Genomic DNA, 15,683 nt, shown 5'->3' with positions numbered 1-15,683 from the left:
TTTCACAGGTTGTACTGTTTACGTTTGCGGTAAAGCGTCGACGCATCGATACCCAGCGTCTTGGCGGCCTGGTCAAGTGTTTCGCTGGTCGCCAGCACGGCTCCGATGTGTGCTTTTTCAAGCTCGTCCAGGCTCAAGGCGGCGCCGACACGCGGCGCATTGTTCGCCGGTTGCTCGGCCATACCCAAGTGGCTGATCTCCACACGCTCCTGCGGACAAATGATGCTGGCACGCTCGATGACGTTGCGCAGTTCACGAATGTTGCCAGGCCAGCGGTAGTTGAGCAGCGCTGCACGGGCCTCTTCACTGAATCCTCGAGCCGGGCGAGCGTATTCTTTGACGAAGCGCGCCAGAAACCGGTCCGCCAGGGTCAGAATGTCTTCGCTGCGCTCACGCAGGGCTGGCAGATGCAGAGTGATCACGTTCAGGCGGTACAGCAAATCCTCACGGAAGCGCCCGCTGCGCACCATGTCTTCCAGATTCAGGTTGGTGGCGGCCAGGATACGTACATCGGCACGTCGGGTAACCGGGTCACCCACACGCTCGTATTCCTTGTCCTGAATGAAGCGCAGCAGCTTGGGTTGCAGCGTCAGCGGGAAATCGCCGATCTCGTCGAGGAACAGTGTGCCGCCGTCCGCTTGATTCACACGGCCCAGCGTGCTCTCACTGGCACCCGTGAAGGCCCCGCGACTGTGGCCGAACAGTTCGCTTTCCATCAGTTCTGCGGTGAGCGATGGGCAGTTGATCGTGACGCAGGACTTCTTTGCCCGCTTGCTCCAGCCGTGAATCGCCCGTGCCAGCTCGCCTTTACCGGTCCCCGATTCACCCAGAATCAGGATGTTGGCATCGGTCACAGCAACCTGGCGGGCAGTTTCCAGAATGGCCATCATCGAAGGACTGTGGGAATCCAGTCCGTCTTTGGGCTTGCGAACCTCGCCTTCCAGTGCCTCAAGGCGAGCAGACAGTTGGCGCACTTCAAGCTGTTTGGCGGTAGCAAGACGCAGCTGATCGGGGCTGCACGGCTTTACCAGATAGTCGGCTGCGCCCGCCTGAATGGCATCAACAGCCGTATCGACCGCAGAGTGTGCAGTCACGATGACCACACGCATCCACGGTGCCTGAATACGCATCTGCGCCAGTACATCCAGGCCGTTATCTTCACCCAGACGCAAATCGAGAAAGCACAGGTCGAAAACCTGGCGCTGCATGAGCGTGTCAGCCTGGGCTGCGCTGTTGGCAGTGGCGACACTGTAACCTTCGTCTTCCAGACAGTACCGGAAAGTGCGGAGGATGGCGGACTCATCGTCCACAAGCAGAATACGGCCCTGATTCTCAGTGGCTGCTTCCATTTTTCCTACGCTCCTTAATGAATTGTCTCAGTTAGTCTCGGAATCATCGGGCAAGTTGCATGGTCAATTCTGATTGATTCTTCGGCATGCATGGTAGCTTTCTGAACGCCCAATGGCGAACAGCCTGATTAATCCGCGTTTATGTCGTTAAAGCCGTCCACTCGGAGACGAAATCCCATCTCAAAAGGAACGCTCATATGTTTTCACTGAAAAAGATTGCTCTGATCACCGCCGCCGCTGCGCTGCTTGGCAGCGGCCCGGTACTCGCCCAACCTGATTTGCCCACCCAACTCGCCGAGGCGCGTCAGGAAGGTTCGATCTGGACAGCTTTCGCGCTGAACAAACATCTGAGCCCGTTCAAGATCGATGTAAACGTCGACCAGGGCACTGCGACTCTGAAGGGCAAGGTTGAAAACGAGGTTGATCGTGAGCTGGCCGAACGCATTGCGCTGGATACCAAAGGCATCGAAAAGGTCGACAACCAGCTGGAGGTAGACCCTGCCGTTGCCAGCGAGCCTGGTACGCGAACCAACATGGCCCAGCGTTTCGAAGATGCCACGCTGGTCGCGACGGTGAAATCCAAATTGTTGTGGAGCAGCGTGACTGAAGCGCTGACCATCGATGTTGATAGCAAAGATGGCGTGGTCACCCTCAAAGGCCGCGCGCAAAGCCCCGAGGCCAAAGAGCTGGCGGGCAGCCTGGCAAGCAATACTGACGGGGTGATCAGCGTCAACAACCTGATCAGCCTGAGCGCAGCCGACTCGATCGCTGCCAAGACCCAGCCCCAGACATTGACCCCAACCGAGGAAATGAGCGACGCCTGGATTACCAGCAAGGTGAAGGCGAGCCTGATTTACAGCCGGACGCTGGACGGACTCAACATCAAAGTGGATACCAAAGCCGGTGTGGTAAGCCTGAACGGCGTGGTTGCCAACTTTGCAGAGAAGGAACTGGCTGTGGAAATCGCGCGCAACATTCGTGGCGTCAAGGGAGTGAATGGCGACGCTCTGAAGGTCATGGCGCGTAGCGCAGGCTGATCGCACAGGCGCACAACGCTGAACGCTTCGTGCAGAACGCACGATTACAAAGGTGTAATCGTGCAGCTTGCTGGTAGGACGTCTTTGCAAAACTACGCAAGACATTGATTTTAAAGGACTTAAATTACACCAACAAACTGGCATGCAGTCTGCAATAACCCATTCAACAAGGTCGATATACAACGACCCATCAGATTGAATGCCCACTCAGGCCAGGGGAGTTTGCAGATGAACAGCCAGCGTATTGCACAATTGCGTATCTCCCCCCTGCACATTCAGCAAGGTCTTTTTCTACTCCTTGCACTGCTTGTCACTCTGATCGCCATTCAGCAGTTCCAGCGTTGGAATCAAGCCAACGAAGCAACTCAAGCCAGACAGCAATTCATCCAGACCAGCAGCATTTCTTATCGCGGCGTAAGCGCCCCAGCGGTCAAGGATGCCTCCTCGAGCCTTCGCCCTGTCGATGGCCTGGTGTCTGTAGATGAAGTCGCACCGCAGCAAAAATGGGTTTTCTGACCCGACCTGAAAAATCGCAGTATTCACATTAAAACGGCACCAAAAAGGAGTATCACTATGTTGAGTTGGGCAATCACGTTTCTGATCATCGCCATTGTCGCTGCAGTACTGGGCTTCGGTGGTATCGCGGGCACGGCTACCGGTATCGCCAAGATCCTGTTCGTCGTCTTCCTGGTGATGTTCGTTGTGTCGTTCTTCTTCGGTCGTCGCGGTCGAGGCTGATAATGCACACGTCATTTCGCACACTGGCCGCCGCCCTGTTGATGGGCGGCAGCGCCATGGTCATGGCAGCCAATGATGGACAGTCTCGGGTCAACGAACTTTTAAGCTCCGCTCCCGAGTACCGCACAACCTGGGCGAAGGTCGTCAAGAAGGAAGAGCGGTTGCCGGATTGGGTGATTAACCTGTCCGGGGCTTCCGAGCAGCAGATGACAGCGGCCACCGAAGACGGTGACAAGTATCTCGTCGGGCCGCTTTGCGAAACTGCCGATACGTGCAAAAGCAAACGCCTGATCGTGGCTTTCAGCCTCGACATGGAAGATGCTTACGCCATGTTGGTTGAAGTACCTGCGGGCTTGCCTGCAGATAAATCACCAACTCGTCACGCGACTTACCGCTACCTGGGTAAGCCTGACGAGGGCATGCAAAAGCTCTTGAATGAAGAGCTGCGCAAAGACCCGAACTGGTATTGATTCAGAAGAAGGTATCGGCTTCAGAAGCCGATACTTCTCTTGTTTGTGCGGCCTGAGGAAGGTGCGCGCATGACCAAGGGGCCGGGATGCGTTGATCGAATGGATCGGCGTGACCTAGGGGTACAGGGAGTACCTCCGCCAAGGGCCGGGTCAGGCAAGCTGCCGTGCAAGTCCTCAAGAATGCGTCGACCTGTCGAACATCCTCCATGACCCGCACGGCGCTTTATTACCTTTACGATTCTTTCTAGATAGCATCCCTCGGCAGCATCAGCCCTAAAGGCAGACGCACTCGCGCCTCCAGGCCACCTCCCGAACGATTTCTCAACTCGACGTTGCCGCCGTGCATGGCAGCGATGCGCTTGACGATAGCCAACCCCAGGCCGGTCCCCTTGCCACTGCGTGCGCGATCACCGCGAATGAAAGGGTTGAAGATGGTATCAAGCTCGGATGGATCGATACCTGCGCCTCTGTCCAGTACGCTCAACACTACGTACGGCGCATTTCTGTCACCGGATACATAAGCGGCCACTTCGATACCGTTACCGGCATGATGCCTGGCGTTGCCGATAAGGTTGGTCAGCAGGCGCTTCATCGATACGCGCCTCAGCGGGAAGGGCGGGATCGGTTCCAGACACAGACGGATGCTATCTTCATCGTTATTGAAGGGTGCAACCACGTCGCGCACCAGATGCCCCAGATCGACTTCTTCAATCTCTTCGTCACGCCCATCGCGAATGAACGCCAGGAACTGGTCAAGAATGGCATCCATGTCCTCGATATCCCGCACCATGCCTTCGGAGAACTCATTGTCGTTCATGAGCTCCAGAGACAGGCGCAGACGCGTCAGTGGTGTACGCAAGTCATGGGAGACGCCAGCCAGCATCAGTTCGCGCTCCTGCCCTGCCTGCTCGACGTCTTCGGCCATCTGATTGAAGGCCCGATAGACTTCGGTCATCTCACTGGGTGTGTCACTGACCGGCAAGCGTACGCTGCGCCCCTGCCCCAGCTGTCGAGCCGCAAAGACCAGACGCTTGAGCGGCTGATTCAATTGACGCACAAAAATCCAAGCCGACGCTGTGGAGAGCAACCCGATGGCCAGGAACCAGCCCAGCACACTCCAGATTTTCTGGCCGCGTAACGGGTGCGGATAAAGCGGTACTTTCAGCCAGCCATCCCCAAGGCTCGGTGCCCTGACCCAGAGCGCCGGCGGTGCGTGCACACGCAGACGCACTTCCGTATCGGCACCCAGCTCGGCCTGCATCTGCCGCTGGTAGATCTCACTGTACGGCCAGTGCTGCTCACCTTCCGGCACGCCACCGCCTACGACCCGAATCAGACCGGCCGCTTCGGCAATTGCTTCACGATCGTTTTCATCGGCAGCCCAATACGCGCGCAGCGTCAGCGCAACGCCGTGGCTGTACTGCCTGTCGACCAGCACGTCTTCGTTCATCAGCAGATAAACCAGCGTCAGGGCCTTGGAAAACAGCACGACGATGAGCACCAGCCAGAGCGTGCGAGAGAAAAAGCTTTGCGGAAACCAGAGCGGAGTCTTCATAACTGCAGCCATACACTTTGCAAGGCGAGCGAGGCTCGCAGGTTTGCCGAACGCGGGCCGGACCCGATGGACGAACGCAAAAAACCAGTACGCCGATAACCTTGAAAGAGATTATCGACGTAACTGGCGGGAACGACGGACTTCTGTGCTGACAACCGGCTTATCAGCGATTACCGGCACCATCCGGAACGAATACATAGCCTACGCCCCAGACGGTCTGGATATAGCGGGGCTTGGAAGGATCCGGCTCGATCAGGCGACGCAGACGGGAGATCTGTACGTCGATGGATCGCTCCAGCGCATCCCACTCCCGGCCGCGGGCCAGGTTCATCAGTTTGTCACGGGTCAGCGGCTCGCGAGCGTGCATGACCAGAGCCTTGAGTACCGCGAATTCACCCGTGGTCAGCATGTGCACCACGTCGCCACGCTTGAGTTCGCGGGTTGCCAGGGACAGCTCGTAGTCGCCGAAACTGACCGACTCGTCTTCACTGCCGGGCGCGCCGGGTACAGGCGCAGCCTGACGACGAAGAACAGCCTTGACCCGCGCCATCAACTCGTCCGGGTTGAACGGCTTGGCCAGGTAATCGTCAGCACCCAGTTCGAGCCCCTTGATGCGGCTCAGCTCATCGCCCTTGGCGGTCAGCATGATGATCGGCACCTGATTGTTCGCGGCTCGCAGACGACGGCAGGCTGAAAGGCCGTCTTCTCCAGGCAGCATCAAGTCCAGCACCACAAGGTTGAACACCTCGCGGGCCAATAGTCGGTCCATTTGCTCCACGTTTGCCACGGCGCGGGCCCGGTAGCCCTTGCTGGTGAAAAAACGTTCCAGGAGACTGCTCAGCCCCGGATCGTCATCGACAATAAGGATTTTTTCGCCTTCAGCATTTTGTGCGGTGCTGCTCATCGGATGCTCCTCTGATCTCGGGGCGCATTATGGCGTAGCTGCGGTGATGCGCACCTTGTGCATTGTTAGCAGATTTTACTGAAGGCGGCACTTGTGCAGGCTTTTTCGCCGAAAAAAGACCACATTTGTCGGCCGATCCCCTAATCCGCCTTCGCCGGGTATAATGCGCCGCCCTCAAAGTCAGGCAACGCTGGCCTTGTGGCGGTTCGCCAGCGCTGAAAGTAAATGCTGGCGGACGATATTCAGGCAAGGCAATTCGTACATAGCCCAGTTTTTTGCTCACAACTCCAGGTGGTTTTATGGACAGCATCAACAGCCGCATCGCCGAAGAACTCGGCGTACGCCCACAACAGGTCGCAGCGGCCGTAGCACTACTGGATGAAGGCTCGACCGTGCCCTTCATTTCCCGCTACCGCAAGGAAGTGACCGGCAGTCTTGATGACACGCAATTGCGCCATCTGGAAGAACGCCTGCGCTATCTGCGTGAGCTGGATGACCGGCGCGTCAGCATTCTTGCCAGCATTGAAGAGCAAGGCAAGCTGACCCCGGAGCTGGCTCGCGACATCAAGCTGGCCGACACCAAGACCCGCCTTGAAGATTTGTACCTGCCTTATAAGCAGAAACGTCGCACCAAGGGCCAGATCGCCCTTGAAGCCGGTCTGGGCGAGCTGGCTGACGGCCTGTTCAACGACCCGAGCCTCGCTCCTGAAACCGAAGCAGCCCGTTTTGTCGACGCCGAGAAAGGCGTGGCCGATGTCAAGGCTGCGCTGGAAGGCGCCAAGTACATCCTGATGGAGCGCTTCGCCGAAGACGCATCGTTGCTCGACAAGTTGCGCAGCTTCCTCAAACAGGAAGCAGTAATCAGCGCACGCGTGGTGCCGGGCAAGGAAGAGGAAGGTGCCAAGTTCCGCGATTATTTCGAACACGACGAGCCGCTCAAGAGCATGCCTTCGCACCGTGCACTGGCGATTTTCCGCGGCCGCAACGAAGGGTTTCTCAGCTCCGCACTGAAAGTCGGTGAAGAACTGCCGGGTGCCATGCACCCTTGCGAACTGATGATCGGTGAACGCTTCGGCATCCAGAACCAGAACCGCCCCGCAGACAAATGGCTGGCAGAGGTGGTGCGCTGGACCTGGAAGGTCAAGTTGTACAGCCACCTGGAAACCGACCTGCTGGGCGAGCTGCGCGACGGCGCGGAGACCGAAGCCATCAACGTTTTCGCCCATAACCTGCACGACCTGCTGCTCGCCGCCCCGGCTGGCCAGCGCGCCACACTGGGTCTGGACCCGGGCCTGCGCACCGGCTGCAAGGTCGCTGTGGTGGACGCAACCGGCAAGCTGCTCGACTACGCGACTGTTTACCCGCATGTGCCGAAGAACCAGTGGGATCAGACCATTGCTGTGCTGGCTGCCCTGTGTGCCAAGCACTCGGTCGACCTGATCGCTATCGGCAACGGCACCGCCAGCCGCGAAACCGACAAGCTGGCCGCCGACCTGATCAAAAAATACCCAGGTCTGAAAATGACCAAGGTCATGGTTTCCGAAGCAGGCGCATCGGTTTATTCCGCGTCGGAACTGGCCGCCAAGGAATTCCCGGACCTCGACGTATCGATCCGTGGCGCGGTCTCGATTGCCCGTCGCTTGCAGGACCCGCTCGCCGAGCTGGTGAAAATCGATCCCAAGTCCATTGGTGTCGGTCAGTATCAGCATGACGTCTCGCAGCTCAAACTGGCGCGCGGCCTGGACGCGGTGGTTGAAGACTGCGTGAACGCTGTGGGCGTGGACGTGAACACCGCTTCGGTGGCGTTGCTGGCGCGGATTTCCGGCCTTAACACCACACTGGCGCAGAACATCGTTGCGCATCGCGATGAAAACGGCGCGTTCAAGACGCGTGCAGCGCTGAAGAAAGTCAGCCGTCTGGGCGAAAAGACCTTTGAACAGGCCGCAGGCTTCCTGCGCGTGATGACCGGTGACAACCCACTGGACTCTTCTGCCGTTCACCCGGAAGCCTATCCACTGGTGCAGCGTATTGCGGCAGAAACCGACCGCGATATTCGCTCGTTGATTGGCGATGCGAGCTTTCTCAAACGCCTGGACCCGAAGAAATTCACCGACGAGACCTTTGGTCTGCCGACCGTGACCGACATTCTGCAGGAACTCGAAAAACCGGGTCGCGACCCGCGTCCGGAGTTCAAGACGGCAGAGTTTCAGGACGGTGTCGAAGAACTCAAGGACCTGCAACCGGGCATGATTCTCGAAGGCGTGGTCACCAACGTCACCAATTTCGGTGCGTTCGTCGATATCGGCGTGCATCAGGACGGTCTGGTACACATCTCGGCATTGTCCGAGAAGTTCATCAAGGACCCGCGTGAGGCGGTCAAGGCCGGTGATGTGGTGAAAGTGAAGGTCATGGAAGTCGACATTCCGCGCAAACGCGTCGGCCTGTCGATGCGCATGAGCGACACGCCCGGCGAGAAGGTCGACGGTGCACGCGGTGCACGCCCAGGTTCCTCGCCTCGCCAGCAGAACAGCGCTCCACGCAAGGAAACCACGGCACCCGCGCCCATCAACAACGCAATGGCTTCGCTGTTTGCCAATGCCAAGCAGTTGAAGAAGCGCTGATGGATATTCCTGAAGATCTGACCCAAAGTGCCTACTTCAAGATGCTCGGCTGCGAACTGCGGCGTCTGGACGAGGGCGTGGCGGAGGTTGCGTTGCCGCTGGAGGCGCATCTGCGCAATCGCGGCAACGTGATGCACGGCGGGGCAATCTTCAGTCTGGTCGATATCGCCATGGGGCTGGCCTGCTCCAGCTCCCACGGTTTCGACCAGCGCAGTGTCACCATCGAGTGCAAGATCAACTATGTGCGCGGCGTCTCCGAGGGAGAAGTCCTGTGCATCGCCAAGGTGCTGCACGCGGGTCGCCGCACGCTGGTGGTCGAGGCTGAAGTCGTTCAGGGCGACAAACTCGTCGCCAAAGCCCAGGGCACATTCGCAGTCATCTAGACTGCAATAAAGGCTGATGAAAGCAATCACTGTGAACAGAACCTAGCCGTATCGACATCATTTAGGTTAATTTCGGCACCATTAGCGTGGTGCCGAGTCCATTTGGGTGGTACGACATAGAGCAGTGATTGTGAACAGGCGCTACAGACCAACCAGGCGACTACGCCAGTTCCTTTCTTCACCCTTGTAGACCGTCAAGTCCACCCCCATATCGGGGCGACCGATGCGTGAAGGATTACACCTTGAGCGAACTTTTAAACCGTCGTCTTGCATTGCTCGGCGAGCGCAACAACCTCTCTCTGCTGGAGCAGTGCCTGCACGGTATCGAGCGCGAGTGCCTGCGCGTTACCGCAACCGCAGAACTGGCACAGACGCCTCACCCGCAAGCTCTGGGTGCTGCACTGACCAACGGTCAGGTCACGACCGACTATTCCGAATCGCTGCTGGAGTTCATCACGCCTGCGCTGAAGAACCCGGCCGAGACCATCGATAGCCTGGACAAGATCCATCGCTTCGCCTACAGCAAGCTGGGCGACGAGTTGCTCTGGAGCCCGTCGATGCCATGTCCGCTGCCCGATGAAGAGCACATACCGATTGCCTATTACGGCACGTCGAACATCGGCAAGCTCAAATACGTGTACCGCAAGGGCCTGGCGCTGCGTTACGGCAAGACCATGCAGTGCATCGCTGGCATTCATTACAATTTCTCGTTGCCGGAAGACGCCTGGGCGCTGCTCAAGCAGACCGAAGACTTTGCTGGCGACGCGCGCGACTACCAATCGCATTCCTACATCGCGCTGATCCGCAACTTCCGCCGCTACAGCTGGCTGCTGATGTACCTGTTCGGTGCTTCACCAGCGCTGGATGCGGGCTTCCTGCGCGGCCGCAAACATCAGTTGGAACAACATTTCGACGCCGACACACTGTACCTGCCGTACGCCACCAGCCTGCGCATGAGCGATCTGGGCTATCAAAGCGACGCCCAGGCCGACCTGACCCCTTGCTACAACGACTTGGTCAGCTACACCGACAGCCTGCGCAAGGCCGTGGCCACGCCTTATAAGCCTTACGTCGATGTCGGCACTCATGACCAGAACGGCGAGTGGGTTCAGCTGAACACCAACGTGTTGCAGATCGAGAACGAGTACTACTCCAACATTCGCCCCAAGCGTGTGACCTATAGCGGCGAGCGCCCTATTCAGGCGCTTGTGGCCCGTGGTGTGCAGTACGTTGAAGTGCGCTGCCTGGACATCAACCCGTTCCTGCCTACCGGCATCAGCCTGGAGCAATCACGCTTCATCGATGCGTTCGTGCTGTACTGCGCGCTTGAGGAAAGCCAGCAACTGGCAAGCCATGAGTGTTCCAATGCAAGCTCGAACTTCCTGGCAGTGGTCAAGGAAGGTCGCCGTCCGGGCCTGAGCCTGCAGCGCAACAACAGCCCTGTTGATCTCAAGACCTGGGCAACCGAGCTGCTGGAAAAAATCACACCAATTGCCCGACTGCTGGATCAGGCCCAGGGCATCGATGAGCACATCAAGTCGATTGCCGTGCAACAGGCAAAGATCGACGATGCGTCGCTTACACCTTCCGCCCAGGTGCTGGCCAGCATGAAAGCGCATAACGAGGGCTTTACCGCTTTCTCTTTGCGCCAGAGTCAGGCACACGCCGAATACTTCCGCACTCACCCGCTGAGCGCTCGGGAACAGGCAGACTTCGAAGCCCAGGCCAAAACCTCGATCGAAGAACAGGCCGAGCTGGAAGCGACCGAGGAAGTGGTAGATTTCGACACATTCGTGGGGTCGTATCAGGCGAGCATTCTGTCGATCAGCAATTGATACGCGCAATTACTGTGGGAGTGAGCACGCTCACTCCCACAAAATACTTATCGTGCGACGCTCCGCGCCGCATGCCGTTCTGGATGCTCTGCGTCCACCCTCAGGCTTAAATCGCCTTTTCGAAGATCTTCGAATTACGCTGGTAGTTGTACAGCGACGCGCGGGCGCTTGGCAGGCGGTCGACGCTGCTGGGCTCGAAGCCACGCTCACGGAACCAGTGCGCGGTACGGGTGGTAAGGACGAACAGGGTCTTGATACCCAGCGCTCTGGCGCGGTTTTCAATGCGCTCCAGCAACTCGTCCCCGCGCCCACCGTGGCGATATTCCGGATTGACGGCCAGACATGCCAATTCGCCTGACTCCGAGTCCGCAATCGGGTACAGCGCCGCGCAGGCAATGATCAGCCCTTCCCGCTCGACCACGCTGAACTGAGTGATCTCGCGCTCCAGCACTTCGCGGGAACGACGTACCAGAATACCCTGCTCTTCCAGCGGCGTGATCAGGTCCATCAAGCCGCCGACATCCTCAATGGCCGCTTCGCGCACCAGCTCGAACTGCTCCTGCGCAACCAGCGTACCGCCACCGTCGCGGGTGAACAGCTCGGTCAGCAGTGCGCCATTCTCGGCATAGCTGACGATATGGCTGCGCGCCACACCACCGCGGCAGGCCTCGGCCGCTGCATCGAGCAATTCAGCCTGATAGTTGGCACCCAGACGCTGCAAGTGCGCAGGTACCTGTTGCGGACGCAGCTCGCGCACCAGTCGGCCCTGCTCGTCCAGCAACCCGGTTTCGGCACCGAACAGCAGCAGTTTGTCGGCAGCCAGATCAATGGCCGCACGCGTGGCAACGTCTTCACAGGCCAGATTGAAAATCTCGCCGGTCGGTGAATAACCCAGCGGCGACAGCAGCACGATATGACGCTCATCCAGCAGGCGATTGATGCCCTTGCGGTCAACCCGACGCACTTCGCCGGTGTGCTGATAATCGACACCTTCCAGCACGCCGATAGGCCGCGCAGTTACCACGTTGCCACTGGTCACCCGCAGCCGCGAGCCCTGCATCGGTGAAGCAGCCATGTCCATCGACAGGCGCGCCTCGATCGAGATGCGTAGCTGACCCACAGCATCGATCACGCACTCCAGCGTCTCGGTATCGGTGATGCGCATGTCGCGATGGTAACGCGGCGTAATGCCGCGCTGGGCCAGGCGGCTTTCGATCTGTGGACGCGAGCCGTGCACCAGCACCAGACGCACGCCCAGGCTGTGCAGCAGCACCAGGTCGTGGACGATATTGCCGAAGTTAGGGTGCGCAACGCCGTCGCCGGGCAGCATGACGACGAAGGTGCAATCACGGTGAGCATTGATGTACGGAGACGCGTGGCGAAGCCAGTTGACGTATTCGGGCATGACAACAAGAGCCTGTAGAGAAAATGGACGAAGAGAAAAAGCACGCACAACGGTGTGGTGGTTATCGTCGGAACAGGCTTGGCAACACGCGCAATCTCCTTTTATTCAACGTTGGTAGTACCGGGCTCACTGGGGAGTCAGGCAGTAATGTTCGATCAATTGACGTAACAGACGCACTGCAGGGTCCAGACGTGACATTTCGAGGTATTCCCCCGGCTGATGCGCGCAGGCGATATCGCCCGGGCCGAGCACCAGCGTTTCACAGCCAAGGCGCTGAAGATAAGGCGCTTCGGTGCCGAATGCTACTGCTGCAGCCGTATGACCGGTCAGTCGTTCAGCAACACGCACAAGTTCAGCGTCAGCAGCCTGTTCGAAGGGTGCACACTCGGGGAACAGCGGAGCATAGTCGATCTTTACCTGGTGCAGCTCGGCCAGCGGCTCAAGCTTGTGGCGAATGGCTGCCCGCAGCACCTCAGGGTCCATACCCGGCAATGGGCGCAGGTCAAATTCCAGCGAGCACTGGCCACAAATCCGGTTCGGGTTATCGCCACCATGAATGCAGCCCAGATTCAGGGTCGGTTGCGGCACAGTGAACTGCGGGTTGCGGTATTGCGCCTGCCATTGCGTACGCAGGCCCTTGAGTTCGCTGATCGCGTCGTGCATGGCCTCCAGCGCGCTGTGGCCCAGGCTCGGGTCGGACGAATGGCCGCTGCGCCCGAGGATGTGGATGCGTTCCATCATTACGCCTTTGTGCAGGCGAATCGGCTTGAGCCCGGTCGGCTCTCCGATAACTGCTGCGCGGCCCAGCGGACGTCCGGCCTCTGCCAGTGCGCGAGCCCCGGCCATCGAGCTTTCTTCATCGCAGGTGGCGAGGATCAGCAGCGGCTGTTTGAACGGTTGATCAATAAGCCCACGCACCGCCTCGATGATCAGCGCAAAGAAGCCCTTCATGTCGCAGCTGCCCAGCCCGACCCAGCGGCCATCGACTTCGGTGAGCTTCAACGGGTCGGTTTTCCACAGCGCCTCGTCGAAAGGTACGGTGTCGCTGTGGCCCGCCAGCACCAGGCCGCCCGGGCCTGTGCCATAAGTTGCCAACAGATTGAACTTGCCGGGGGAAACCTGCTGGATGTCGCAGGCAAAACCCAGCTCCCCGAGCCATCCGGCGAGCAGATCAATGACAGGCCGGTTGGTCTGGTCCAGAGAAGGCTGCGTGCAGCTCACCGATGGCGCAGCGATCAAGGCGGCGAACTGGTCTTTCATGGACGGCAACGGCATGGGCGCTTCCTGTAATCAAGACGAAACACGGCCCATCATAGGGCCATAGCAACCCAGGAATAAACCGTTTCGGGCCATGTCCTGTACACTGACGGCCTTAGCAGCCGTTCAGTCATGGGCTGCGCTCCCGTTTATCAGTATCAGCGTTTGGATTCCCCCGGCCATGCAAAAAGAAACAGAAATCAAACTCCGCGTCAGCCGCGAGACCCTCGCTGCACTGCGCGAACACCCGTTGCTCAAGAAGCGCAACAAGAGTGGCTGGGAGCGCCTAGAACTGTCGAACCAGTATTTCGATACCCCAGAGGGCGAGCTGGCACAGGCCAAAGTCGCCCTGCGCATCCGTCGCGATGGCGATCAGATCATCCAGACCATGAAGACGCGCGGGCAAAGTGTTGCCGGCCTGTCCGAGCGCAATGAATACAACTGGGACCTGAGCAAAGCCAAGCTCGACCTGAAAAAGCTCGAAGGCGATTGCTGGCCCGAGCAACTGGCCGGGCTGGACAAGAAAACCATCAAGCCGTTGTTCACCACCGATTTCATCCGTGAAAAGGCCGAAATTGCCTGGGGTCGTGGCAAGACCAAAGTGGTGATCGAAGCCGCGCTGGACCTGGGCCAGGTGGTTGCAGGCAAGCAAAAGGAAGAAATCTGCGAGCTGGAGCTTGAACTGCGCGAAGGCGAACCTGCCGCGCTGCTGGAACTGGCCGCCGAGCTGGCTGCAACGCTGCCGTTGATGCCGTGCGATATCAGCAAGGCAGAGCGCGGTTATCGCCTGCTTGATGCCAGCAGCTACTCGCTGAGCCTGCCAGCACCCGCACTGAATGCAGAAACGCCGCTCGACGAAGCCTACTCCGCGCTGGCCTGGCACCTGCTGGGCAGCAGCCAGCGTCTGGCCGAGCAATACCGTTTCAACGGCCACTGGCGTCTGCTGCAGGACTGGGTCGAGATGCTCGCCGAGTTGCGTGCCCTGACCAGCAGCCTTGGCCAGGCCGCCCCACGGGCCTCGACCGCGCAACTGCGTACCTCGCTGGACGCCTTGCTGGAAGACTGGCGCCCGCTGGTTCAGGCCGGGCAGGAAGATGCGGATGTACGCGGTGCCGCCCACGAGCAGTTTCTGGAAGAGTTGCAGGACACCCGCTGGGGCGAGTTCTCGTTGAACACTTCCCGTTGGTTGCTGGCGCGCAGCTGGACCACAGAGCGCAACACCCGTGGCAATCGTCAGGGCGCTGCGCTGTTGAGCAGCTGGCTGCCACGCCTGCTGGGTGAAGAAGCGACGTCGCTGCAACTGAGCCGCTATCAGCAGCAGCCAGAAGACCTGGCCGAACAACTACCGCGCATCGAGCGCATTCAGGCCTGGCTGCACTGGGCACGCGGCGCACTGGACCTGCCGGAGCTGGACCGCCTGTACGGCGAACTACGCAAGCTGGAAGAGCTGGCCAATCTGGATATCAGCGATGAAGTCCTTGATGCACGCGTGCAACAGGCAATCACCGTATTCCAGAGCCGCGCGTGGAAAACCCTATTGCGTTTGTAACGGCTGGATTTCGTGGCGTTGATTATCGTCCCCACGCTCCGCGTCCGATCTTGAACATGTGGTGCGGCGCAAACTTGTGACGCAGAGCGTCACGAACTGCATGCCAACGCGGAGCATTGGCACGATAGTCATCTTGATACGTCAGTTAACTATCGTTCCACGCTCCAGCGTGGGAATGCCGTTCTGGACGCTCCGCGTCCGATCTTGAGTATTCGGTGCGGCGCAAACTTGTGACGCAGAGCGTCACGAACTGCATGCCAACGCGGAGCATTGGCACGATAGTCATCTTGATGCGTAGGTTAACTATCGTTCCCACGCTCCGCGTGGGGACGCCGTTCTGGACGCTCTGCGTCCGATCTTGAGTATTCGGTGCGGCGCAAATTTGTGACGCAGAGCGTCACGAACTGCATGCCAACGCGGAGCATTGGCACGATAGTCATCTTGATGCGTAGGTTAACTATCGTTCCCACGCTCCGCGTGGGGACGCCGTTCTGGACGCTCTGCGTCCGATCTTGAGTATTCGGTGCGGCGCAAATTTGTGACGCAGAGCGTCACGAACTGCATGCCAACGCGGAGCATT

Annotated in this window: 13 protein-coding genes; 8 read left to right on the top strand and 5 right to left on the bottom strand. The window is 59.0% G+C overall.

Annotated features, from left to right (window positions below):
• Window positions 1–2: 2 nt before the first annotated feature.
• A complete protein-coding gene (gene algB / locus RYA97_RS16705; RefSeq protein ID WP_005744816.1) occupies window positions 3–1,349 on the bottom strand; it encodes a sigma-54-dependent response regulator transcription factor AlgB in 1,347 nt (448 codons plus the stop codon).
• 197 nt (window positions 1,350–1,546) lie between these two features.
• Between algB and RYA97_RS16700 the strand changes: the two genes are divergently transcribed.
• From RYA97_RS16700 to RYA97_RS16685, 4 genes are all read left to right on the top strand, one after another.
• Entirely contained in the window at window positions 1,547–2,386 is an 840-nt protein-coding gene (locus tag RYA97_RS16700) for a BON domain-containing protein (protein WP_005731654.1), read from the top strand.
• 228 nt (window positions 2,387–2,614) lie between these two features.
• Window positions 2,615–2,902 carry a hypothetical protein gene (locus tag RYA97_RS16695; RefSeq protein WP_002555680.1) on the top strand — a complete coding sequence of 96 codons (288 nt, stop codon included), beginning with the start codon at window positions 2,615–2,617 and terminating at the stop codon, window positions 2,900–2,902.
• Between the two features lie 57 nt (window positions 2,903–2,959).
• Window positions 2,960–3,124, top strand: coding sequence for a DUF1328 domain-containing protein (locus tag RYA97_RS16690; protein ID WP_002555679.1), 165 nt, complete (start codon window positions 2,960–2,962; stop codon window positions 3,122–3,124).
• A gap of 2 nt (window positions 3,125–3,126) precedes the next feature.
• Window positions 3,127–3,594, top strand: coding sequence for an inhibitor of vertebrate lysozyme family protein (locus RYA97_RS16685; RefSeq protein WP_005744818.1), 468 nt, complete (start codon window positions 3,127–3,129; stop codon window positions 3,592–3,594).
• Between the two features lie 244 nt (window positions 3,595–3,838).
• Here RYA97_RS16685 and RYA97_RS16680 read toward each other — a convergent pair whose 3' ends face one another.
• The gene (locus RYA97_RS16680) at window positions 3,839–5,149 is read right to left on the bottom strand and encodes an ATP-binding protein (RefSeq protein ID WP_004655259.1); all 1,311 of its coding nucleotides are present in this window, start codon (window positions 5,147–5,149) and stop codon (window positions 3,839–3,841) included.
• A 163-nt stretch (window positions 5,150–5,312) separates the two neighbouring features.
• On the bottom strand, window positions 5,313–6,053 hold the full coding sequence (gene ompR / locus RYA97_RS16675) for a two-component system response regulator OmpR (RefSeq protein ID WP_002555676.1): 741 nt from the start codon (window positions 6,051–6,053) through the stop codon (window positions 5,313–5,315).
• A 299-nt stretch (window positions 6,054–6,352) separates the two neighbouring features.
• Here ompR and RYA97_RS16670 point away from each other — a divergent pair, with 299 nt between their 5' ends.
• From RYA97_RS16670 to gshA, 3 genes are all read left to right on the top strand, one after another.
• Window positions 6,353–8,674: a Tex family protein gene (locus RYA97_RS16670; RefSeq protein WP_004655263.1), complete on the top strand. Its 2,322-nt coding sequence runs from the start codon at window positions 6,353–6,355 to the stop codon at window positions 8,672–8,674.
• Window positions 8,674–9,057, top strand: coding sequence for a PaaI family thioesterase (locus RYA97_RS16665; RefSeq protein WP_005731649.1), 384 nt, complete (start codon window positions 8,674–8,676; stop codon window positions 9,055–9,057). The genes RYA97_RS16670 and RYA97_RS16665 overlap by 1 nt, the downstream gene beginning before the upstream one ends.
• 242 nt (window positions 9,058–9,299) lie before the next feature.
• Window positions 9,300–10,892: a glutamate--cysteine ligase gene (gshA, locus tag RYA97_RS16660; RefSeq protein ID WP_005744822.1), complete on the top strand. Its 1,593-nt coding sequence runs from the start codon at window positions 9,300–9,302 to the stop codon at window positions 10,890–10,892.
• 106 nt (window positions 10,893–10,998) lie between these two features.
• On the opposite strand, the gene argA is transcribed toward gshA, so the two are convergent.
• Together argA and argE are read right to left on the bottom strand one after the other, a co-directional pair.
• Window positions 10,999–12,297 (bottom strand): amino-acid N-acetyltransferase, encoded by a 1,299-nt coding sequence (argA, locus tag RYA97_RS16655; RefSeq protein ID WP_002555672.1) that lies wholly within the window; start codon window positions 12,295–12,297, stop codon window positions 10,999–11,001.
• A 126-nt stretch (window positions 12,298–12,423) separates the two neighbouring features.
• The gene (argE, locus tag RYA97_RS16650) at window positions 12,424–13,572 is read right to left on the bottom strand and encodes an acetylornithine deacetylase (protein ID WP_117140199.1); all 1,149 of its coding nucleotides are present in this window, start codon (window positions 13,570–13,572) and stop codon (window positions 12,424–12,426) included.
• Window positions 13,573–13,735: 163 nt separating this feature from the next.
• Between argE and RYA97_RS16645 the strand changes: the two genes are divergently transcribed.
• The gene (locus RYA97_RS16645) at window positions 13,736–15,103 is read left to right on the top strand and encodes an inorganic triphosphatase (RefSeq protein ID WP_162882939.1); all 1,368 of its coding nucleotides are present in this window, start codon (window positions 13,736–13,738) and stop codon (window positions 15,101–15,103) included.
• The last annotated feature ends 580 nt before the right edge of the window (window positions 15,104–15,683 follow it).

The organism is Pseudomonas syringae group sp. 26L6 (assembly GCF_032587815.1).
Classification (GTDB): Bacteria; Pseudomonadota; Gammaproteobacteria; order Pseudomonadales; family Pseudomonadaceae; genus Aquipseudomonas; species Aquipseudomonas amygdali.
This window is presented reverse-complemented; position numbering and strand designations above follow the sequence as displayed.